A 21,036-nucleotide genomic window follows, 5' to 3' on the forward strand; every position below is an offset into this window, starting at 1 on the left:
CCGGCTGCCCCGACAAGGGCCGTAGGGCCATCCGCGGGCCCGCGCGCACCCGGTCGCCGACCGATGACCTTGGACCCTGTGACGCCGTCGGCGCCGGGTGTTTGCTGAGGACAGGCAGCCGCATCGATGCGAGGAGCGAAAGATGACAGCTCAGTCGTCCCCGACGGGACAGCGGTGGACCGCATCGATCGACCGCCTCGGCGCGGCGGACGCGCCGTCGGTGGGCGGCAAGGCCGCGAACCTCGGCGAACTCACCCGCGGGAACTTCCCGGTGCCGCCCGCGTTCGCGATCCCCGAGCAGGCGTACCTGGCCGCGATGGACGCCGCCGGCGTCCGCGGCGAGCTCGCCACGCGCGGCGCCGCCTGCCGCGGGGCCGACGACGCCACCCTCACCCGGGAGTCGCGGGAACTGCAGGCCCTCGTCCGCGGCGTGACCCTCCCGGACGAGATGCGCACCGAGATCTGCCGCGCCTACGACGATCTCGGTGCCGACGTCCCGGTGGCGGTGCGCTCGTCGGCGCCCGCCGAGGATGCCGCCGACACCTCGTTCGCGGGCATCCACGAGAGCTACACCGACGTCGTCGGCGACGATGCACTGATCGACGCGGTCCGCGACTGCTGGGCGTCGCTGTGGACCCCGCGCGCCCTGACCTACCGCATCCTGCGCGGCTACGACGACGAACCGTCGATCGCGGTCGTCGTCCAGCGAATGGTGCGCTCGGACTGCTCGGGGGTCGCGTTCACCGCCGATCCGCGCACCGGCGCGCGGGACCGGATCGTCGTCGAGGCCGCCGTCGGGCTCGGCGAGGTGATCGTGGGCGGCCAGGTCGAACCCGACACCTACGTGCTGTCGAAGGACGGTTTCGCGTTGGTGGACAAGCACATCGGCGCCCAGGCGTTCGCGATCCGGCCCGGGCCCACCGGCGACCGGAAGGTGGAGCTGTCACCCACGGAGGGCGCGCGGCAGGTGCTCGACACGGAGCACGTGCAGGAGGTCGCGAAACTGGCGGCGGCGGTGGAGAAGCACTACGGCGCCCCGCAGGACCTCGAGTTCGCGGTCGAGGACGGCCAGCTGTGGCTGGTACAGACCCGACCGATCACCACCTTGGGAGAGACCGCCGACACCTCGTCGACGACCGAACCCGCCCGCGACGGCCGGACACCGCTCGTTCGGGGCCTCGGCGCCGGCCCCGGCACCGCGAGCGGCACCGCCCGCGTCCTGACCGCCCTCGAGGACTCCGCACGGCTGGTCGACGGCGACATCCTCGTCGCCCCCATGACCCGCCCCGACTGGCTGCCCGTGCTGCGCCGCGCCGCGGCGATCGTCACCGACGGCGGGGGAGTCACCTGCCACGCGGCGATCGTCGGCCGCGAACTCGGCCGCCCCGTCGTCGTCGGCACCCACGACGCCACCCGCGTCATCGAGGACGGCGCCCTGATCACCGTCGACGGCGGCAACGGCACCGTGTTCGCCGGGGCCGTCACACCCGCACAGCCTACCCGCACCGGACCGGCGGCGCCGACCCCAACCGCCGGCACCCACGAGCCCACTGCCACCGCGCTGTACGTCAACCTCGCCACACCCGACGCCGCCGAGGCCGTCGCCGCCACCGACGTCGACGGCGTCGGACTGCTCCGCGCCGAATTCATGATCACCGGCGCCCTCGGCGGCAAGCACCCCGCCGCGATGATCGCCGCGGGCCGCCGCGGGGAGTACGTCGACGACATGACCGCTGGCGTCGAGCACATCGCCGCCGCGTTCGCGCCCCGCCCCGTCGTCTACCGGGCCGTCGACCTGCGCTCGAACGAGTTCGCCGAACTCGAGGGCGGGGACGTCGAACCGGACGAGGACAACCCGATGATCGGGTACCGCGGCTGCTTCCGGTACGTGCGCGAACCCGCACTGTTCTCCCTCGACCTGGACGTGCTGCACCGGGTCCGGCAGCGGCTGCCCAACGTGCACCTGATGATCCCGTTCGTGCGCACCCGCTGGGAACTCGCCGACTGCCTCGCGCAACTCGACGCGCACCCGCTCGGCGCGGACCGCGGCATGCACCGGTGGATCATGGCCGAGGTGCCGTCGGTGGCGTACTGGATCCCCGAGTACGCCCGGCTCGGCATCGACGGCGTCTCCATCGGCAGCAACGACCTCACCCAGCTGATGCTCGGCGTCGACCGCGACTCCGAGGTGTGCAAGGACCTGTTCGACACCATGGACCCGGCCGTCCTCGATGCGATCGACCGCATCATCGACCGCGCCCACGCGTCCGGGCTGACCACGTCGCTGTGCGGGCAGGCCGTCTCCACCGACGCCCGGCTCGCCGAGCACCTCGTCCGCCGCGGCATCACCTCCGTGTCGGTGACCCCCGATTCCGCGGCCCGCACCCGTCGGGTCGTCGCCGCCGCTGAACGGCGCATCCTCCTCGATTACGCCCGTACCACGGCCCGAGCCGGGGAGTGAGTGGTGCGCGCCGGCGACATCATGACCCGACGGGTCGTCACCGTCCCGGAACACGCCACACTCGCGCACGCTGCCCGCCTGCTCGGCACCGCCCCCGAGGCGACGCTCCAGGTGGTCGACGCGGCCGGCCGTCTCGTCGGCATCCTCACCGCCACCCACCTGCTCGACCGCATCCGGGCCGTGCTCTCCGACACCGATCTCGCGACGGCCGTGCCCGGCGCGGTGGCCGACGCGATGACCACCCCCGTCCTCGCGATGCGCGCCGAGACCGACATCGCCCATGTTGCGGCCGCGCTCGCCGACACCGACACTTACGCGGTGCCCGTCGTCGACGGCTTCACCCCGATCGGCACGATCACCCGAGTAGAACTGATCCGCGCGCTGACCGCCCCCACCACACCACCGCCGAGGAGCCACCCATGAGCACCGCCCCGATCGTCGTCGGCGTCGACGGCTCCAGTACCTCCCGCGACGCGGTCCGCTGGGCCGCCCACGAGGCCTTGGTCCGCGGCGACGCGCTGCTCCTGGTGTCGAGCGTGTGCACCGGCGGCATCGGCCTCGGCTCGCCGTTCGTCGACGACCTGCAGATCGCGGCGGAACGCGCCGTCGCCGACGCCCGCGACCTCGTCGCGGCCCTGGACCCGCAGTCCGCCGTCGAGGTGCGGACCGCGCTGTCCCGGTTGACGCCGGCCCAGGCCCTGCTCGAGCACGCGGAGTCCGCGCGGATGATCGTCCTCGGCACGCGCGGGCTCGGCGAGTTCACCAGCGGTCTCGCCGGCTCGGTCACCTCCGCCGTCGCGCGCCACGCGGCCTGTCCGGTCGCGGTCGTGCCGGGCTGGCCCCATCCCGGCGAGCCGCCACTGGCCGGACCGGTAGTCGTCGGCGTCGACGGTTCCCCGGCCGGCGAACCCGCCGTGGCCGCCGCGTTCGAGGAGGCGTCGCTACACCACGCGGAACTCCTCGCCCTGCACGCCTGGTCGGATCGCGACCTCGCGGTGGTCGGCACGCTCGCCCCGAAGCGCGAGCACCGGATCGAATGGCCGTCCACCGAAGCCGCCGAACACGCAGTCCTCGCCGAGGCCCTCGCCGGGTGGCGGGAGAAGTACCCCGACGTCGCGGTCCGCACGCTCGTCGTCCAGGACCGGCCCGTGCGCAACCTCCTCATGCACGGAACCGGGGCGCGACTCATCGTGGTCGGCAGCCGCGGGCGCGGCGGCTTCCAGGGCATGACGCTCGGATCGACCAGCACCGCGCTGCTGCACACGGTGACCTGCCCTCTGCTGGTGGTGCCGTCCCGATGACCGGTCAGTCGCCGGGCGTGATCTCGATGTGCTTGGCGCCGCGTTCCTTCGTCGCCAGTGCCACCGTCACCTCGAGGATGCCCTTCGTGTAGCTCGCCTCCACCTGGTCCTCGTCCGCGCCGGCCGGCAACGTCACCGTGCGGCTGAACGAGCCGTACGCGAACTCCGATCGACCGCCCTCCGACTTCTCCTCCGACCGCTCGGCCTCGATCGTCAACTGACCGTCCTGCACACTGACCTTGATGTCCTTCGCCGGATCGAGCCCGGGCAGCTCGGCCCGCAGCACGTACTTGTCCTCCTCGACCCGATCCTCCACCCGAATCAGGTTGCCGCCGAACGGGGGACGGAACCCGGTCACTGGGAAGGCGTCGAACAGCTCGCTCAGGTCAGGAAACACGGACCGGCGACGTGCGGGAACATTCGACATGACCACTCCTCGCTGTCGTGCAACCACGGAACCGGTTGCACACCCCATTCGACTCCGATCGCACGGACCAGGGGAGGGCCGTTCGTCACTCGGGGCGCTCCCGGGTGCCACGGCAGACCATCACCGGGCACTCGGCGTGGTGCAGCAGATTCTGGCTCGTGGACCCCAGCAGCACGCCCCGCAGCCGACTGCGGCCCCGGCTGCCGACCACCACCAGCTGCGCCTGTCGCGAATATTCCAGCAGCATCCGGGCGGGACTCTTCCGCTCGAGGCGCTGGTCGACCTCGACGTCCGGGTACTCCGCGGCCCACCCGGCGACCCCCTCGGCGAGCACCGCCCGCGCCTCCGATTCCACCTGCTGCCAGTCCACCAGCCGGAACGCCCCGTGCCGGTCCACCGGCCGATCCGGACCCCACATGTGGACGGCCACCAGCGGGGCCGCGAACAGCGCCGCGTACTCGAACGCGACCGCCACCGCCCGCGTACTGGACTCGCTGCCGTCCACGCCCACCACCACCGGCCGCGTGTCACGCTCCCGTGCCCGGCCGCCCCGGCAGATCACGACCGGGCACCGCGCATGATTGGCGACGCGCTGCCCCGTCGACCCCACCAGCGCCGCCCCGACGGTCCCCGCGCCGGTCGCCCCGAGCACCATCAGCTCGGCGACCGCGCCGACCTCGAGCAACGCCGACGCCGGAGGCCCCGGATAGATCGCGGTCGTGAACTCCACCACGGGGTGATCGGACGCCAGCTGCGCCCGGGCCCGAGCCGTCACCTGCTCCGCCGACTCCCGCAGCTGCTCGTCGAACTGCGCCTGCGCCAACACGGCCGCCCCGCTCAGATACACACCCGGCGTCGGCAGCGCGTGCGCCACGTGCAGCGGCGCTCGCCGCATCCCCGCCACCCGGGCCGCCCAGTCCAACGCATCGAACGCCGCGTCGGACTCGTCGACCCCGACCACGACACCGGTCCGGTCCACGTCCTCGTTCACCGCCGCACCCGTCTCCCTGTCCACGCGCACCGCCTCTCACGGTTCGTCCGCCGCGACGGTCAGCCACTCACCGGCCGCCAATTCGTACTCCCGACCGTGGATGTCGACCCGGATCGGTGGGGCCGCACTCGCCTTCGTCGACACGGTCAGCCCCTTGTGATCGCACCGCAGATGGATCCAGTGATCGCGGTACCGGATATCGAACTCGAGCACCCGCAGCTCGTCGGGCAGCAGCGGATGCAGCCACAGCACGTCGCCGCGGATATCGAAACCGGTGTAGCACCGCTGCAGGATGTCGATGCTCCCCGCCATCGCCCCCAGATGGATCCCCTCCCGCGTGGTCCCGCCCTGGGTGTCGGACAGATCCGCCTCGAGCGACTCGCCGAGCATCTGCCACGATCCCCGCCGATTACCCCGCGCCAACACCCACGCGTGGGCGACCCTACTGAGCGTCGAGCCGTGCGTGGTCCGCGCCAGATAGAACTCGACGGTGGCCGGGATCGACTTTGGATCGAACGGGTAGCCCAGCTCCTCCATGAGCGCCGTCAACTCCTCGGCGGTGAACAGATACAGCAGCATCAGCACGTCCGCCTGCTTCGACGCCCGATAGCGGATGCAGCTGTCGCCCTCGGCCTCCAGGATCAGATCCAGCCGGCCGATGTTGCCGTACTTCGCCCGATACGCCTCCCAATCCAGCTCCGCCAGCGACTCGTACCCCTCGAACTGGGCGAGCAGCCCGTTGTCTAGGAAGCACAGCCGGAGCCGCATGCGCAGGCGGTCCCAGAACTCGAGTTCGGCCTCGTCGACGTCCAGCCGCTCCCACAGCCCGACGTCCTCGTTCTCGCCCAGGATCCGGTACGCGTCCAGCGCCCGCGCCAACGACCACGCGATCATCACGTTCACGTACGCGCTGTTGTCGATCCCGGTCCCCGGCCGGTCCGGATACCCGTCGTGGAACTCGTCCGGACCCATCACCCCGCGGATGTCGAACCGGTCCGCGACCGGGTCGTACACCGCCACGCTCGCCCAGAACCGCGCATTCTCCACGAGCAACTCCGCGCCGAACGCGGCCAGGAAACCCAGATCCGCCGTCGCCTCCCAGTAGTGCCACACGTTGTACGCGACCGCCAGGTTCACGTGGTACTGGCGACGCGAATGATCCGGCATCCACCGACCCGACCGCGGATTGAAGAACACCCGCGGAGTCTCCTCCCGACCGTCACTGCCGCTCTGCCACGGAATGAGCGCACCACCGAGCCCCTCCGCGGCCGCCAGCCGCCGCGCGTACGGCAACCGGCGGTACCGGTACAGCAACAACGCCCGGGTCAGCTCCGGCAACCGCATGTTCAGCACCGGGAACACGAACACGTCGTCCCAGAAGACGTGGCCCCGGTACCCCTCGCCGTGCAGACCGCGGGCCGGCACCCCCACATCCAGATCGGCGGTGTGCGGCGACAGCGTCTGCAGCACATGGAAGATGTGCACGTTCGCCGCCTGACGCGACCGCACGCCGGTGTCCAACGAGACCGCGAACCGTCGCCACAACCCGTCCCACGCCTCGACGTGCGCCGCCAGCAGGTCCTCGTACCCCCGCGACGTGTGTACCGACTCCTGCGCCGCGGACACCGCCTCCGAGATCGCCCGATCCCGTGACGTGTACACCGCGACGATCTTCTCCATCTCCACGCACTGACCGCGCCGCACCTCCACCGCGACGTGGTCGCTGACGGCCTCCGGCTCGAACCGGCGCGAGTGCGTCGCCGTCACCCCCATCCCGTCCACCCGCACGCGGGTCCGGGCGGCCTGCGCCACCTGCACGCGCGACTGGCTCGTCTGGGCCCGCAACCAGATCATGTCGTCCCCGAAACCCCCGACACTCACCTCGGTCAGATGCCGGTCGGCGAACTGGACCAGATCCGGGACGTTCGCGTTCCGCACGTCCGCGTCCAGCGTCGACCGCAGCGCCAGCGTGCCCGACCAGTTCTCCGGGCGTACGACGGTGTCCACCGCCGCCAGATGCGGATCGGCCATCGACACGATCCGCCGCTGACGCAACCGGGTGCGCCGCCCCTGCGCATCGACGACCACCGACTCGCGCAGCAACACGCCGCCGCGCAGATCGACTCCCACATGATGATGCTCGTACGCGAAACCGGCCGCGGGGGAGAACCACTCACCACCGCCGGCACGGAACGTCACGCCGGTCCAGTCCGGCAGGTTGACCAGGCTCTCGTCCTCGTGCCGCATCTCGTCCACGATCGAGGTGAGACGGTTGTAGCACCCCGCCACGTACACACCCGGGTAGTGCACGCCGTCCGCGCGACACTCCGACAACGCCCCACGCGTGCCCATGTACCCGTTCGCCAGCGTCGACAGCGCCTCCCGCCGGCCCTCCGTCGCCGGATCGAAGCCGGTGAACATCAGCAGCCATTCGCCGGCCTCACCCGCCGCGGCCGTCAACGCACACAACTCGCAATCGGGATCGAGCGACGCACCGACCGCCATGCCCGGTCCCTCCGCTCATTCCGCCGCAGGAGCCGACCAGGCGATCCACGTGCCGCCGGCGTCCCTCGAACCGAACTCGAACGTCCCCCCGACCTCCTCGGCGCGGGCCGCCAAATTCGCTAGACCGCTGCGCTCGACGGGCTCCCGGATACCCGACCCGTCGTCGACGACCTCCACCGTCACCCGGTCATCGACCTCGACCACGATGCGCACCGACTCGGCCCCCGAGTGCCGCACCGCGTTGGCCACCGCCTCGCGCACCACCGCCTCGACATGGTCGGCCACGACGGGGGACAGCTCCGCGAGCGGACCCCGCAATCGAACATCCGTTCCCATCGAGCGGTTCGCGGTCAGATCCGCGACAGCGCGGCGCACCCGCTGCCCGAGGGGCGCCGGTTCCCCGGCGCCGTCGTGCAGATCGAAGATCGCGGTGCGGATGTCACCGATGACCGCCTGCAACTCGTCGATCGTCGAGTCAATCCGCCCCCGCAGGTCCGGCGACTCGAGCCGCGCCAACGTCCCGTGCAGCGACAATCCGACGGCGAACAGCCGCTGGATCACGTGATCGTGCAGGTCGCGGGCGATCCGGTCCCGGTCCGCGAGCAGATTCAGCTCGTTCTGCTCCCGCTGCGCGCCGGCCAGCCGCAACGCCAACGCCGCCTGGTCCGCGAACGACGTCATCAAATCCAACTGGTCCGCGTCGAACGCCCGGCGCCCGCGCCGCCGCAGCGTCACCAGGACACCGGTGACCCCACCCGCCGCCCGCAGGGGGACGATCAGGGCCGGGCCGAACGCCTCGAGCGCGTGGTCGAACGGGGCGTACTCGAGCCGGTCGAAACTGCTCGGCGTGCGCGTCCGGAACGCCCGGCCGGTGCACGAACACGTGACCGGCAGGCGACGGCCGACCGCCCGCGCGGACTCCGGACCGGCCGCGACCACGATCTCGAGTTCCACCACACCCGCCGGCGGCACGTCCGGCTCCGCCGGCATCGCCAGGAACGACTGATCCGAGTCGGTGAGCACGAGCGCCCGGTCCGCCACCAGTTGCAGCGCCCGCTGCGGGTCCCCGCCGGCAAGCAACTCGGTGCTGACGTCCTGCAACGCCTCGAGCCGCCGCCGACGCCCCTGCGACTGGTCGTAGAGCCGGGCGTTGTCGATCGCGGTGCCGGCCGCGGACGCCAGCGCGCGCACGAGGGTCTCGTCGTCGACGGTGAACGGCACATCGTTCGGCTTGTCCGTCAGGTACAGAGTCCCGAATACCCGGTCCCGCACCCGGATCGGCGTCTCGAGGGATGTGCCCACCGGCAGATGCCCCGCCGAACGTCCCCCGAACGGCGGATCGTGCCGCGAATCGTCCACTCCCGTGGACACGAACTGCGACAACCCGGCGCCGCCCTCGTCCCGGACACCGACGGCGCCGTACCGCGCCCCGGTCAGCCGCATGCCCGCGGCGGCGACGCGGCGCAGCGTATCGGGCAACTCGAGACCCGACGTGACATCCAGCAACGCCTCGACGAGACCCTCGAGCCGATCACTCGTACGAGTCACAGCGCCATTGTTCCACCATCGAGCTGCGCAGACGGCCTCATCGGCAGGGCGGAGGTCTCCGACCGGAGGCGGAGGGCCGGGACGCGAAAGATCCTCCCGTGGGCCGACGAACCCCGGTCCGCAGGTTCGTACGCTGACGACACGAAGAACCGACCCGAAGGAAACCCCGTGCACAGCAACGTTCTACCGTCGCGATCCACCGGTGTCTCCGGGCGTGCACTCGCCGCGCTCGCTGCCGTCACCGCCACCCTCGTCGTCGGCTTCGTCGTCGCCCCGCCCGTGCTCGCCGCGGCCTGGTCCGGTCGAGCCTTCGTCGATCAGGGCGACCTCGTCGCCGCGGTTCGGGAGGCGTTCGTCGGCTACTGGCACTCGGGAGACTCCCGGCTCACCCCGGACATGCAGTCCCTCGCCGACTACTGGATGCGATACCACGTGGTCAAGGCCGTGCTCGCGGCGCTCGTGCTGGCCGCTCTCGTGGCCTTCGGAGTGCTCCTCGGAAGGAGATACGTGACGTCCGGCGACCTCGGGGTCGGCCGACGGGTGGGCTTCGCGGCGGCCGGAGTCCTGGGCGCGATGCTCGCGGCGGTCGCCTCGGCCGCGGTGATGGCCAACATCCAGGGCGCGGTGGCGCCGTTCTCCTCACTGCTGTCCATGCTGCCGGTCGGTGAACCCGGGGGAGAGCTCACAGACACACTGACCCAGATCGAGCAACGCCTGGCCGACGGCGACCGGACGCCGCCTGCCCTCGACGCGATGATCCGCGACTTCGCCGAATACCACGCGGCGATGGCCGTGGTTGCAGCGTGCGCGGCCGCCGTGCTCCTCGGTGTGAGTGTGCTGTCGTGGAGGAGAGCACGCGCAGCCGCTCGGCGGGCCCGCCGCCCGCTACGTTGGGTCGGGGCGCTGTCGACCGTGTCGGTGGTCGCGCTGATCGTCGTCGCGGTCGCCAACGCCGGCACCGCGGCGGACCCGGCGCCCGCGCTCGTCACCTTCTTCGACGGCGGACTGCTATGAGAGCACGGAGGCGGCTGGTTGCGTGGGAGCCGGTTCGCCGCCCAGAACCGGACCGGTCCGGGCGCCCTGATACCCGATGTGATCCCGAACCGTCGCCGATCCGCCGACAACCGCACCCCAGCTGCTCCGTCACGTGACGTAATTACGAGTGCGGGACCCGCCCCAGCGGGGGGCGGCGGGCGGGTGCCGATCGAGGCGCGAACGCGCCGGAGAGGACGACGCTTCCCGAATTCATCGCCGCCCCTGCACCGGCGAAGGTTGCGCTGTGGGACCGTCCTCGCCGACTCTGAGTAGATGAGGGAGGACGCCGCGGGGGACAGGGAAGCCGGCACGGACCCGGTCGACACCGCACGGCGAGCGCTCGCTTCCGTGGGTACGTTCCTGATGTCGGCGGCAGACCTGTGGCGATCCATCGGTGCCGACGCCAATACCTGGGTTCGGTTCTCCGCGCATTGGGAGGAGCTTGCGCCCGACCCGTACGCGGCAGAACAGGGCGTGCACCGGCTACGGCGCTACGGCCGGTTCCGGTACCGGGCGGCCGACGGCGCGCTGGAGCCGACAGCGCACGGTGAATTCGTACAGCCTGACGACTCCAACGTTCTCTACCTCGGACGAGACCGCCATTTCGAACCGCTGACAGCCGCGTTCCTCGAAGATCCGCTGTTCGCGCGCACAGTGGAACTGGTGGGCCGGATCGCGCCGGTCCTCGACGACGCTCCCGAATGGACGGTCTGGGTGCATCCGTTCCGCGTGGTCGCATCGGCTGACAACGAGGGCCGGCCCACGCCCGAGGGCGTGCACCGCGACGGTGTCACGCTGGTCGGTTCCCTGTTGATCGGCGTCGACAATGCCGTCGGGGGCGAAAGCTCGGTGTTCGGCCCGGACGGCGAACGACTCGTGACGGCCACCTTGCGCGAACCCGGCGCCTTCCTCCTGGGCGACGACCGTTGCACCTGGCACGGTGTCTCGCCGATCCGACCCGTCGACCGCGGTGAGCCGGCCTGGAGGGACGTGCTGGTAGTCACCTTCACACCGTCGGCTTCTTACGGCGGGCCATGAGCACGAAGGCCGCCACCGCCACAGCGACGGGCAGGACGCTGACGGTCAGCATGGTGAGTCGCACCGCGTCGGCGAAGTCCGCTCCGAGGTCGAGACCGCCCACCTGCCGAAGCAGGTTCGGGTCGTACCCGGCGCCACCGAGGCTCTGCGCCACCGAACTGCGCGCGGCATCCACGGCTTGCCGGCCTTGGGTCGCCGTCAGTCCGCGCGCCTCGGTGTCGGCCAGCCATTCGCGCTGGAAGAACACGTTGACAAGCAGCAGGTACACGGTGGGTCCGAACGCATAGCCGGTCATCCCGAAGGCCAACTGCACGGAAGCCACCGTTCCGGACTGCCCGCTCGGCGCCTGGGAGAGCACCGTCTCGGACACCGATGTGGAGGTCACCATCGAGCCCAGGTTGTACAGCCACACGGCCGAGACGAGCAGCCACAGCGCCATCGTCGGGTCGACCGTGGCTGCCATCAGCAGTCCGGCGGCTGCCATGAACAGGAGGCCGACGACCATCACCGGTCTCGGCGAGAACTTCCCCACCAGGCTCCCGGACAAGACCACGAAGCCGGCCATCAGCAGCGTGCCGGGGAGGAACAACAGGCCGATGTTCTCCGGCGACAGCGCGAGCACCACACCGCCGAACTGCCCCAGGATGATGCCGAGCCCGGCCATGAGGAAATTCAGCGTGAATGTCGCGGCAAGAGCCACGCTGAAGGGCCAGCTTCCGAACAGAGCCAGGTCCAGTGCCGGTTCGGGGGTGCGGCGTTCGTGGCGAACGAAGAGCACGGCGGCGACCACGCCGACAGCCAGCGGCAGCCATGTCTCGGGCCGGAACATGCCGTTCTGCGCGGCTGCCAGTCCGATGACGAGTGCCAGGAGCGCCGTACCGACCAGGGCGACGCCGGCCACGTCCAGCCGAGCGCGATGCTGAACGGGCGTCTCCGGGACGTACCTCGCTGTCAGCAGCAGCGAGATCACGGCGAGCAACGGTGCGACCAGGAACACGACTCGCCAGCCGACGGCCGCCACCGCCCAGCCCGTGAGCGCCGGGAGTGCCCCACACAGAACCATCTCGACCGCCACGAAAACGCCGATGGCCGTCGGCCGCTGCTTGTCCGTCACGGAAGCCTTGAGCAGGGCCAGCGGCACACCGAGCAGCGCCGTCATTCCCAATCCGGCCAAGACTCGCATCGCAAACAGAAAGGTGTAGTTGGGGGAAAGCATGGAGAGCAGGTTGGCGACCGTGACGACGACCAGTCCCGAGATCAGCAAGCGTCGAAGCCCGCACGCGTCGCCGAGGTTGCCAGCGGCGAGGACGGCGGCGGCCATCACCAGCGTCGCCATGCCGCCCAGCAATCCGCCGAACTGCGGTGGCACATCGAGGGCCCGGCTCACCTGCGGCAGATTCAGGCTCAGGACCAGTGGGTCGACGACCGTGATCGTGAAGGCGAAGGACAGGGCCAGGACGATCGGCAGGGCCCTCAGGTCGGCCTGCAACCGAGACGCAGGCACCGCCCACCTCCCTGCCCCCACATCCGACGTGATCGACTCTAGCCTCCGGCTTCCGCATTCCGTCCGAGGTTTGGAGGACCGAACCGACTGCCCGACCCAGTGGCTCGTGGTGGATGCGAGACACCGCCATCGTCGAGGATCCAACCGAGACCCGGCCACCGACGCGTTGCGCGCGGTCGTGGGGGCTACGCCCGTGACGGCGTGTCCGGGAGGGTGCAGTCGACGAGCCAATGTCAGTCGACATCAGGTCGATGTCCGAGGCGACGACCCACGCCCGATCCTGCGGCCACCACAGATCCGGCCCGCACGACCCCAACGTGCGCACGGCAACGCGCACGGCAACGCGCACGGTGCCGCGCGCGACGTAGTTTTACCGAAACGAAATATGGAGGCGCGGCCCGGGATGGGGTGCAGGCCACCGCTGTGCGTGGTGGTCGACGACGCCGGCGGCGGATCGCGTGCGGTCGGCTTGTCGCCGATCTACCTACCACCGCACGCGGGACCGATCAGCTTCGTGGACGATGGCTGCGATCGAAGGGGAGCGGCGCCGCGGATCGCCCGTCACACGACCCCGCTCGATACCCACGGCGGCGGACAACCAGGTCAGGAACAAGCGTGACAACCCCCGCAGATTTGGGCCACACGAACTAGACAGGCTGACAAGACAATCCAGTGACGGCAGGGTCTCGGTCTGCAAGCAGGGCGGACCGGGGCTGACGCCCGATCATTGCGTCACAGTGACTAAATGCGACAGCAGAACGCTGGGTGGGGGAACTATCGAGGTCAGCATCATCAACACCTATCTGCGCGAGGTCGTCACCGAGCGGCTGCCCGTCAGGCGAAGGCGAAAGAAGAAAGCTGGGACTACCAGCTCATCAGGTGCCGGAAGCGGGCGTTGACCGATCTCGCGACCCCAGTTGTGCCAACTACTGTGGCGGCTCTGCCAGCCATGTTGGCAATTTGCCAACCAGCCTGGCGATTCACAGCGCAGGAATGTCCGCGCCCGCAGCATTTTCCGCAGTTCACCATTTCGCCGATAATCCACATTATGTCAAGTAATGCGTTTCGGGCGGTCCCCGAGAGCCGAGCGGGCCACCCCGGTGCGCAGGCGCCCGGCCCCTGCGTCGTCACACCGACTCGGCGTCCGCCGCGCGCATCCCGACCTTCCGCGCGCACCATCGAGCGCGCGGGACGCCGGTTCGCGCGCGGCGTCCCCGCCCACACCTGCCCGTGCGGCCCGCCGGGCCCGGCACCCGACACTCGACGTCCGGCCGCCGACCTCCGAGATCCCGAGCGCCGGATGCGACGGCGTCACGCCGGCTCATGCAGCGTGCGACGAATCCGCAAACTTCGACGATTCGCACGTCTTGCGCATGCGCGGTCACGCTGGCCCGGTATACGGTGCGCGGCAGACCGACCACGCTGCCCCGCCCACTCCAGCGGACGTCCACATCACCGTCATGGATAATGCCGAATATCCATGTGCGCGTGAGGTTTTCGCTTGACTCCCCTGCACTGCGCACCGCCGCTGACTGACGGTGGTGTTCTGGCGCATCGCCCAGAAGGTCAAGCAGTTGAGCACGTCATTGTTTCGCAGAAGCGTTGCGTCGAGTAGCCGTCACGGCAGCCGCACCCGCTTCGAGGGAATGCGTTCGAATCGCTCTGCCCCAGAAGCCTTCTTCGAGGAGGCGCAGCCGTGGATTCCGGCGCTCGCGCCCAGTCCCCCGTCGGCATGCCGGCAGTCAGCGTCGCCCGACGGGGTTGTGGGTGCCCGGCGCGTTCGGGTGTCGTCGGGGTCCACGCCCGAGGACTCTCAGCGGCGCAGGTCCTGGTCGTGCGCGCGGCCGATCTGGGCTGACAGCGGCGGCCGGACGAATGCGGGGACGCGGATCCCTGGGTCCGCGTCCCGACATCACCGGCGACGAACTTACTACTGGCCGCTGCGCGCGACGACACCCCTGCCATGCGTACTGCTCGGCCAATCGGGTCGAGGTCGGGCGGCCTCGAGGCGTCCCGTTTTCTGACCTGTGGGTTGGTCCGGGACTGGCTGTCCGAACAGGACCCGCCCGAACCGGGCCCGGACACTGGCGACATCAGCCGCTAAACGGCCGGTCAGCGCCTTTGAAGGGCTGGACCCCGTCGTTCTTCTCCATTGCCGTCGGCCTTGCTGGGATGCCGAACCGTCTTACGATGGACTCATCCGATGTCCGGCCGAATGGAGGACACGTGAGGTACGCCGCACCCGAACATGATGCGGGGCATACAGATCGTGCGGGACCACCGTTCCACTCCCCCCGTCGACCGTGCGGGGCGATCGTGTGACCCGCCCGGTCGAGCACACTGACGAATACCGTGACGTGGATCCGGTCTTCGAATCGATGGCGACGCTCGACCACACGGATCCGCGGTACCGGAAGCTGCGCGACTCCGTCGTCACCCGCTGCCTCCCCCTCGCCGACCACATCGCGCGCAGGTTCGACGGCCGGGGCGAATTCCACGACGACCTCGTCCAGGTCGCCCGCGTCGGGCTGGTCAATGCCGTCAATCGGTACGACGTGCGGGTGGGATCCGATTTCGTGGCGTTCGCGGTCCCTACGATGATGGGCGAGGTCCGACGGCACTTCAGGGACACCGGGTGGGCGGTGCGAGTGCCCCGCCGTGTCAAGGAGTTGCATCTCGAGATCACGCGGTCGGTCGCGCTCCTTTCGCAGCGGCTGGGCCGTCCCCCCACACCGCACGAGATCGCCACCGAGTTGCAGATCGGTGAGGGCGACGTCGCGGAGGGTCTCTTGGCCGCGAACGCCTATCAGACGGTGTCGGTGGACGCGGCTGCCGGCAGCCGCGTCCACGATCACCCCCTGGCCGACGTCCTCGGTGACGACGACTCCCGTCTCGAGGCAGTCGAGGCCCACGAGACGCTGCGCCCCGCGCTCGCCGCTCTCCCCGACCGCGAGCGCCGAATCGTCCTCATGCGGTTCTTCGGGAATCTCACGCAGAGCCGGATCGCCGAGGAGGTCGGGATCTCGCAGATGCACGTGTCTCGCTTGCTGGCCCGCTCCCTCGCGACGCTTCGCGACCAACTGGAGCGGTGACAGGCACTCAGACGCGATCGACGAGTTGTTCGTGCCCCGCCCTCCGCGCGCAGTTGGCGCAGCAGAAGATGCGGCTCTCGTCCTCGACGCCGTGACCGAGGATGCGGCAGCCGCAGTGGCCACAGACCGGGGCCATTGCCTGCGCCGCGCATTCGAAGCTGTCGAAAACCCCCCGACGGTCCCCCATGATGACCGTGAATGCCTTGTCGTAGTCGTTGCCACACGTCTCGCAGGTCGACATCGTTCGCCTCCTCGTCCGAGCCGGCCGGGCCCGACCGGCGTGGGAGGTGGATACCCCGGACGCGGAGGCACTACACGCGGATCCGGATACGACGACGTCCCGCTACCCCCGCGGACGCGCAGGCAACGGGACGTCGGAAAGTTGAAGCCAGGCACACGTCGGGGGGTGTGCCTGGCGATATGAAGTTAGCGAGAGCAGGTCGTTCAGCGAAAGCTGGAATGGGGTGAAATTGAGGGTGAAGCACCCCCTTCGCCCCGGCCACCCGGATTGCACGCCGCGCGAAATGCGGTGGACGTGCGGCTATTCTGAACGAGTGGACCCACCGGTGACGCGGTACGTCCAGCGCGGCGGGCGTGCTCTCGCCTACCAGGTCGTCGGGGCGGACGGCCATGATGCCCTCTGGTTCCTGGAGATCAATCTCCATCTCGATCTGATGTGGACCGATCCCCACATCCACTACCTCCTCGAGCGCGGCTCCACCTACTCACGGACCGCGTACTTCCAGTGCCGTGGTCTCGGCATGTCGGATCCGGTCGGCCACATCCCGACGATCGAGGAGAAGGCCGACGACATCGTCGCCGTCATGGACGAACTGGGCATGGCGTCGGCGACCATGGGCGGCGTAGCGAGCACGTGCGCCCCGCTGTCCCTGGTCGCTGCGCGTTCGCCGGAGCGGGTCGCCGGGCTGGTTCTGGTGCAGCCGTTCGCCGAGGCGCTGGTCACTTCCAATGTCCCGCACGGGTGGACGGCACGTTCGCGGGCGCGGTTCGTCGACGGCTGGCGCTCCGCGTTCGACGAGTGGGGGTCGGGCATGAGCCTGGCCATGTGGGATCCGGTGCTCGACTCCCCCAGGAATCGGCGGATCATGGCGATGATGGAGCGCTGCTCGGCCACCCCCGCCACGGCCCGCGCCTACCTCGAGAAGTCGCTCCGATCGGACTACTCGTCGATGCTGCCGGCGATCCAGGCGCCGACGCGCGTGCTGCTGGTGCCGTCCGGTCCGGTCCCGGAGGACGTCGCCCGGTATGTGGCCGACCGGATACCGCGTGCGACGTTCCAATGGCTGCCGGAGACGGTGCGGGGTTCGTCGCTCGGCGAGGCCTTGATTCCGGCGTTCGACGAGTTGGAGCTGGCGGCGACGGGCGCCGACCGCCCCGTCGAGGCGGACGAGTTTCTCGCCACCGTGCTGTTCACCGATCTCGTGGGGTCCACGGAGCTGCTCGCCCGCATCGGGGATCTCGCCTATCGGGATGTCCGGGCGGCGCACGAACGGCAGGTGCACGAGTTGGTCGAGGCTGCGGGCGGCCGCGTCGTCAACGTGGTCGGCGACGGCACGTTCAGTGTCTTCGACGGCCCGGTGACTGCGGTTCGTTGCGCGGATCGCATCCGGTCGGCCCTGTCCGCCCTCGGCCTGAGGGTCCGGTGCGGGGTGCATTCGGGGGTCGTCGAGCACGACGGCTCGGATCTGACGGGGATGACCGTGCACATCGGGGCCCGCACGTGCGGGGTCGCGCGTCCGGGCGAGGTGCTCGTCTCCCGGACAGTGTGCGATCTCGCGCAGGGTTCGGGGCTGGGGTTCGTCGATCGGGGCGTCCACACGCTCCGCGGTGTTCCCGGGACGTGGCCGCTGTTCGGGGTGGATAACGCCGATCCCGACGAGTCCGACAGACCGTGGCCGTGCGACGGGCCACCGGCACCGAACCTGCTCGACCGCCTGTTCCTGGGGGCGGCGCGCGGCGCCCCGCGTCTGGTGCGCACCGTGGTCCGGCTGTCCGACCGCGGTGTGCGGCGGCGCCGGTCCGCGTCGGAGTGAACTGCCTATACACTGCTCGAGGTACGGATCGAACACATGTGCTGATCCGTACGAGTCGAGGGGCAGCGGAAGGACATTGGAGCGGACCGGCGTGAGCGACGATCGACGACTACTCGACGCCTGGTTCGGCGAGTTCCTGCTGCACCGCAGCACGGCGAAGCCGTCGCCGCACACCCTCAAGGCGTATCGGCAGGACTATGCGGGGATCTGCGAATTCCTCGCTCAGCAGGCCGGGGTTCCGGCGGGCGAGTTGCCGCTGGACGTGATCACCAAGCCGTCGATGCAGCAGGCGTTCGCGTCGTTCGCCGCGACGCACGAGGTGGCGTCGATCCGTCGCTGCTGGTCCACCTGGAACACGCTGTGCGACTTCCTCTTCTCGCTCGACGCGATCGTCGCGAATCCGATGTCGGCGGTGTTGCGCCCCAAGGCGCCCAAGCGGATTCCCAAGGCTCTTCCGTCCGACGCGGTCGCCCGGCTCATCGAGACGCTGCAGGAGGACGACACCGACGGTGTGCGGCCGTGGGGGGAACGCGACTTCGCGATCATCCTGACCGCGCTGCTGACCGGGATGCGGTCGTCGGAGTTGATCGCGGTCGACATCGGGGACGTGCGCGGCGCGGTTGACGCCACGGCTGGGTCGGCCAAGGTGATCCTGGTGCGCGGCAAGGGCAGCAAGGAGCGGGTCGCGACGGCGGAACCCGCGCTGGTGGCCGCGTTGACCGGCTACCTGGAGTCGCGGATCGAGCGGTTTCCCGGCTCGACCAAGCGTCGGGTTCCGTCGGATGCGACGGCGTGGCAGCACTTTCGCAGCACCGATCCCCTGTTCGTCGGGGCGGACGGCGAACGCATCACCCGTGGGACGCTGCAGTACCGCGTGCTGCGCGCCTATCGGCGTGCGGGCATCAACGGCGAGCGCGCCAAAGGGGCTCTGACGCATCAATTCCGGCACACTTTCGCCACCAACATGGCCGACGAGAACGTCAGCATCTTCACCCTGATGCGAATGCTCGGCCACGAGTCGATGAACACCACTCAGGTGTACACCGAGGGCGCGGGCACCGGGGTGCGCGAGGCGGCGGCGCGGAATCCGCTGTACCGGCTGCTGGACGGGAGCTGACCGCACCCGAATTTCGGCGATTCCACACCGAGACGGCGGATCAGCTGCGACACTTGCCGACGGTGTGTCCGCCGTGGCCGCCGCCGGACCCGATACACAGGGGGCTCGGATCCTGTTCTGCGATCCCGGCCAGCGAGAGTCCCGCCGTCGCCGGCGCAGCTCCATACAGCGCCGCCACCAGGCCTTTTCACCATCCTCCCAGTTCGTCCGTGTTGCGCGCGTCGCGGTGGGGTCTCACTGAGTGCGCACGGACGCGGTGCGTCGATAGTGAGTTGCCACACTGTGACCCACGGAACAGCAGCGTCGCCCACCCACGGCCGCTCTCGGCCCGTTGACGCGACGACCTCGCGATTCTCTCGAATTCACGCACCACAGCCCGTATTCCGGGCCAGTCAAGAGTCTGGACATCTACTTCAGTGACAGCAACCGCAGACGCCCACGCCACGGTCGCGGCTCCCGCCGCCCGCGGGCGTGGACGGTTCAACCGTCAGCGCCCCGCATGGGTGATCATCACCGTTCTCGTGTTGGTCGAGATCATCAGCGCCTTCGAGACCTCGATGGTGTACGCCGCGATCCCGACGTTCATCCGGGAGTTCCACAGCGACGCCGCCACCGTCGGGTGGGCCGTGACGGCCTTCCTTCTGGTCGCGGCCGCGTCGGCCGCGGTGTGTGGCCGTCTCGGTGACATGTACGGGCGCGAGCGGGTGCTCGTCGTCCTTCTGGCCGCCGCGGCGCTCGGCTCGTTCATCAGCGCGATCGGCGACAGCATCGGCAGCATCATCGTCGGACGTGCCATCCAGGGTGTCGCGGGCGCGATCCTGCCGCTGTGCATCGGCCTGGCGCGCGAACACCTACCGGCGGCGAAGGTGCCGGTCGCCGTGGCAATCATCTCGGGTTCCGCCGTCGCCGCCGGATCCGCGTCGCTCCTCGTGGCCGGCGTGATGCTCGACCACGCGAGCTGGCACATGATCTTCGTCGTCGCCGCCGTGTACGCGGTGATGGCGCTGCTGCTGGTGCTGTTCGTGCTGCCGTGGCGTCCGCCGACGGGAACGACGCAGAGGGTGGACTACCTCGGCACGATCGCGTTCGCGCCGGCCATCGCGGCGGTGCTGCTGGGCATCAACAAGTCGGGTGCGTGGGGGTGGACCGACGTGAAGACACTCGGCCTGATCGTCGGTGGTCTCGTGGTGCTCGCCCTGTGGGTGCTGTGGGAGCTGCGGGTGACCGACCCCATCGTCAACGTGCGCCTGTTCACCGACCGCAAGGTAGCGCTGACGATGCTCGCGACCCTCTCGATCGCCGTGGGCCCCATGGGCATCAGCACCATGATCATCCCGATGATCCTGCAGTCCCCCACGACCGCGCCGTTCGGTCTCGGCATCTCCGCCACGAACGCCGGTTGGCTGTCGTTCATCGGGTCGATGTTCGGCTTCGTGTGCACCCCGCTCAGTGGGCGCATCTCGCGGGCCGTCGGCTCCCGCGCCTCGATGCTGCTCGGCACGGCGCTGTTCACGCTCAGCAGCGCGATGCTCATCGCGTTCCACGACTCGGTGGCCGGCATGGTGGCGATGATCATCACGGTCTCGATCGGCACGGCGTTCGCGTACACCGCGCTGCCGAACCTGATCGTCGAGGCGGTGCCGGAGAGCAACACCAGCGAGGCGACCGGCACCAACTCGGTGCTGCGTACCGGCGGACAGGGCATCGGCACGTCGATCGCGACGATGCTGCTGACGTCGTCGGCCGTCGCCGCCGGCAATGCCGCGCCGGCGGTGAGCGGCCTCAACACCGTCGCGACCATGATGGTCGTCCTCGGCTTCGTCACGATCGGGTTCACGTTGCTGATCCGTCGCGGCAGCGCCCTCGCGGACGCGTGACCCGTACATCGTGAGAACCGAGCCGATGGGCGGTGGGAGGTATCCCCGCCCATCGGCGTTTCGGCAGGTCTGTCCGAGGGCGACCG

Annotated in this window: 16 protein-coding genes; 10 read left to right on the forward strand and 6 right to left on the reverse strand. The window is 69.9% G+C overall.

Going from position 1 to position 21,036, the window contains the following annotated elements:
- Nucleotides 1–142: 142 nt before the first annotated feature.
- Genes ppsA through ABTV10_RS12700 form a run of 3 tightly spaced genes read left to right on the forward strand, consistent with a single transcriptional unit; the run spans nucleotide 143 to nucleotide 3,762 of the window.
- Nucleotides 143–2,461 (forward strand): phosphoenolpyruvate synthase, encoded by a 2,319-nt coding sequence (ppsA, locus tag ABTV10_RS12690; protein ID WP_499027381.1) that lies wholly within the window; start codon nucleotides 143–145, stop codon nucleotides 2,459–2,461.
- Between the two features lie 3 nt (nucleotides 2,462–2,464).
- Nucleotides 2,465–2,884, forward strand: a complete 420-nt coding sequence (locus ABTV10_RS12695; protein WP_499027383.1) for a CBS domain-containing protein — start codon at nucleotides 2,465–2,467, stop codon at nucleotides 2,882–2,884.
- Nucleotides 2,881–3,762, forward strand: a complete 882-nt coding sequence (locus ABTV10_RS12700; protein ID WP_499027385.1) for a universal stress protein — start codon at nucleotides 2,881–2,883, stop codon at nucleotides 3,760–3,762. Before ABTV10_RS12695 ends, ABTV10_RS12700 begins: the two co-directional genes overlap by 4 nt.
- Nucleotides 3,763–3,766: 4 nt before the next feature.
- Here the strand turns inward: ABTV10_RS12700 and ABTV10_RS12705 are convergent, their stop codons facing one another.
- The 4 genes from ABTV10_RS12705 to ABTV10_RS12720 all read right to left on the reverse strand — a co-directional run bounded on the left by ABTV10_RS12705 (nucleotide 3,767) and on the right by ABTV10_RS12720 (nucleotide 9,233).
- The gene (locus tag ABTV10_RS12705; RefSeq protein ID WP_499027387.1) at nucleotides 3,767–4,189 is read right to left on the reverse strand and encodes an Hsp20/alpha crystallin family protein; all 423 of its coding nucleotides are present in this window, start codon (nucleotides 4,187–4,189) and stop codon (nucleotides 3,767–3,769) included.
- Nucleotides 4,190–4,274: 85 nt separating this feature from the next.
- Complete coding sequence (locus ABTV10_RS12710; RefSeq protein ID WP_499027389.1) at nucleotides 4,275–5,204, reverse strand: universal stress protein; 930 nt, start codon at nucleotides 5,202–5,204, stop codon at nucleotides 4,275–4,277.
- A 12-nt stretch (nucleotides 5,205–5,216) separates the two neighbouring features.
- Complete coding sequence (locus ABTV10_RS12715; RefSeq protein ID WP_499027391.1) at nucleotides 5,217–7,685, reverse strand: glycoside hydrolase family 65 protein; 2,469 nt, start codon at nucleotides 7,683–7,685, stop codon at nucleotides 5,217–5,219.
- A gap of 15 nt (nucleotides 7,686–7,700) precedes the next feature.
- Nucleotides 7,701–9,233 (reverse strand): sensor histidine kinase, encoded by a 1,533-nt coding sequence (locus tag ABTV10_RS12720; protein ID WP_499027393.1) that lies wholly within the window; start codon nucleotides 9,231–9,233, stop codon nucleotides 7,701–7,703.
- 168 nt (nucleotides 9,234–9,401) lie between these two features.
- Here ABTV10_RS12720 and ABTV10_RS12725 point away from each other — a divergent pair, with 168 nt between their 5' ends.
- Together ABTV10_RS12725 and ABTV10_RS12730 are read left to right on the forward strand one after the other, a co-directional pair.
- Nucleotides 9,402–10,247, forward strand: coding sequence for a hypothetical protein (locus tag ABTV10_RS12725; protein WP_499027395.1), 846 nt, complete (start codon nucleotides 9,402–9,404; stop codon nucleotides 10,245–10,247).
- Between the two features lie 294 nt (nucleotides 10,248–10,541).
- Nucleotides 10,542–11,306 (forward strand): 2OG-Fe dioxygenase family protein, encoded by a 765-nt coding sequence (locus tag ABTV10_RS12730; protein WP_499027397.1) that lies wholly within the window; start codon nucleotides 10,542–10,544, stop codon nucleotides 11,304–11,306.
- Here the strand turns inward: ABTV10_RS12730 and ABTV10_RS12735 are convergent.
- Nucleotides 11,275–12,810: an MFS transporter gene (locus tag ABTV10_RS12735; protein WP_499027399.1), complete on the reverse strand. Its 1,536-nt coding sequence runs from the start codon at nucleotides 12,808–12,810 to the stop codon at nucleotides 11,275–11,277. The two genes, ABTV10_RS12730 and ABTV10_RS12735, sit on opposite strands and share 32 nt — an antisense overlap.
- 1,696 nt (nucleotides 12,811–14,506) lie before the next feature.
- Here ABTV10_RS12735 and ABTV10_RS12740 point away from each other — a divergent pair.
- Nucleotides 14,507–14,668, forward strand: a complete 162-nt coding sequence (locus ABTV10_RS12740) for a hypothetical protein (RefSeq protein WP_499027402.1) — start codon at nucleotides 14,507–14,509, stop codon at nucleotides 14,666–14,668.
- A gap of 460 nt (nucleotides 14,669–15,128) precedes the next feature.
- The gene (locus ABTV10_RS12745; protein ID WP_499027404.1) at nucleotides 15,129–15,902 is read left to right on the forward strand and encodes a SigB/SigF/SigG family RNA polymerase sigma factor; all 774 of its coding nucleotides are present in this window, start codon (nucleotides 15,129–15,131) and stop codon (nucleotides 15,900–15,902) included.
- Nucleotides 15,903–15,909: 7 nt separating this feature from the next.
- On the opposite strand, the gene ABTV10_RS12750 is transcribed toward ABTV10_RS12745, so the two are convergent.
- Nucleotides 15,910–16,143: a metallothionein gene (locus ABTV10_RS12750; protein WP_280760422.1), complete on the reverse strand. Its 234-nt coding sequence runs from the start codon at nucleotides 16,141–16,143 to the stop codon at nucleotides 15,910–15,912.
- Nucleotides 16,144–16,456: 313 nt separating this feature from the next.
- On the opposite strand from ABTV10_RS12750, the gene ABTV10_RS12755 reads away from it, so the two are divergent.
- The 3 genes from ABTV10_RS12755 to ABTV10_RS12765 all read left to right on the forward strand — a co-directional run bounded on the left by ABTV10_RS12755 (nucleotide 16,457) and on the right by ABTV10_RS12765 (nucleotide 20,950).
- The gene (locus ABTV10_RS12755; RefSeq protein ID WP_499027407.1) at nucleotides 16,457–17,956 is read left to right on the forward strand and encodes an adenylate/guanylate cyclase domain-containing protein; all 1,500 of its coding nucleotides are present in this window, start codon (nucleotides 16,457–16,459) and stop codon (nucleotides 17,954–17,956) included.
- 91 nt (nucleotides 17,957–18,047) lie between these two features.
- Nucleotides 18,048–19,073, forward strand: coding sequence for a tyrosine-type recombinase/integrase (locus tag ABTV10_RS12760; RefSeq protein WP_499027409.1), 1,026 nt, complete (start codon nucleotides 18,048–18,050; stop codon nucleotides 19,071–19,073).
- Between the two features lie 416 nt (nucleotides 19,074–19,489).
- Nucleotides 19,490–20,950: an MFS transporter gene (locus ABTV10_RS12765; protein ID WP_499027410.1), complete on the forward strand. Its 1,461-nt coding sequence runs from the start codon at nucleotides 19,490–19,492 to the stop codon at nucleotides 20,948–20,950.
- The last annotated feature ends 86 nt before the right edge of the window (nucleotides 20,951–21,036 follow it).

The organism is Paraburkholderia sp. RHO2, from assembly GCF_050955445.1.
Classification (GTDB): domain Bacteria; phylum Actinomycetota; class Actinomycetes; order Mycobacteriales; family Mycobacteriaceae; genus Prescottella; species Prescottella agglutinans_A.

Excerpts from the sequence above, each read along its gene's own strand:
- ABTV10_RS12730 (WP_499027397.1), top strand. The coding sequence starts at position 10,542 with ATGAGGGAGGACGCCGCGGGGGACAGGGAAGCCGGCACGGACCCGGTC.
- ppsA (WP_499027381.1), top strand. The coding sequence starts at position 143 with ATGACAGCTCAGTCGTCCCCGACGGGACAGCGGTGGACCGCATCGATC.
- ABTV10_RS12715 (WP_499027391.1), bottom strand. The coding sequence starts at position 7,685 with ATGGCGGTCGGTGCGTCGCTCGATCCCGATTGCGAGTTGTGTGCGTTG.
- ABTV10_RS12700 (WP_499027385.1), top strand. The coding sequence starts at position 2,881 with ATGAGCACCGCCCCGATCGTCGTCGGCGTCGACGGCTCCAGTACCTCC.
- ABTV10_RS12750 (WP_280760422.1), bottom strand. The coding sequence starts at position 16,143 with ATGTCGACCTGCGAGACGTGTGGCAACGACTACGACAAGGCATTCACG.
- ABTV10_RS12705 (WP_499027387.1), bottom strand. The coding sequence starts at position 4,189 with ATGTCGAATGTTCCCGCACGTCGCCGGTCCGTGTTTCCTGACCTGAGC.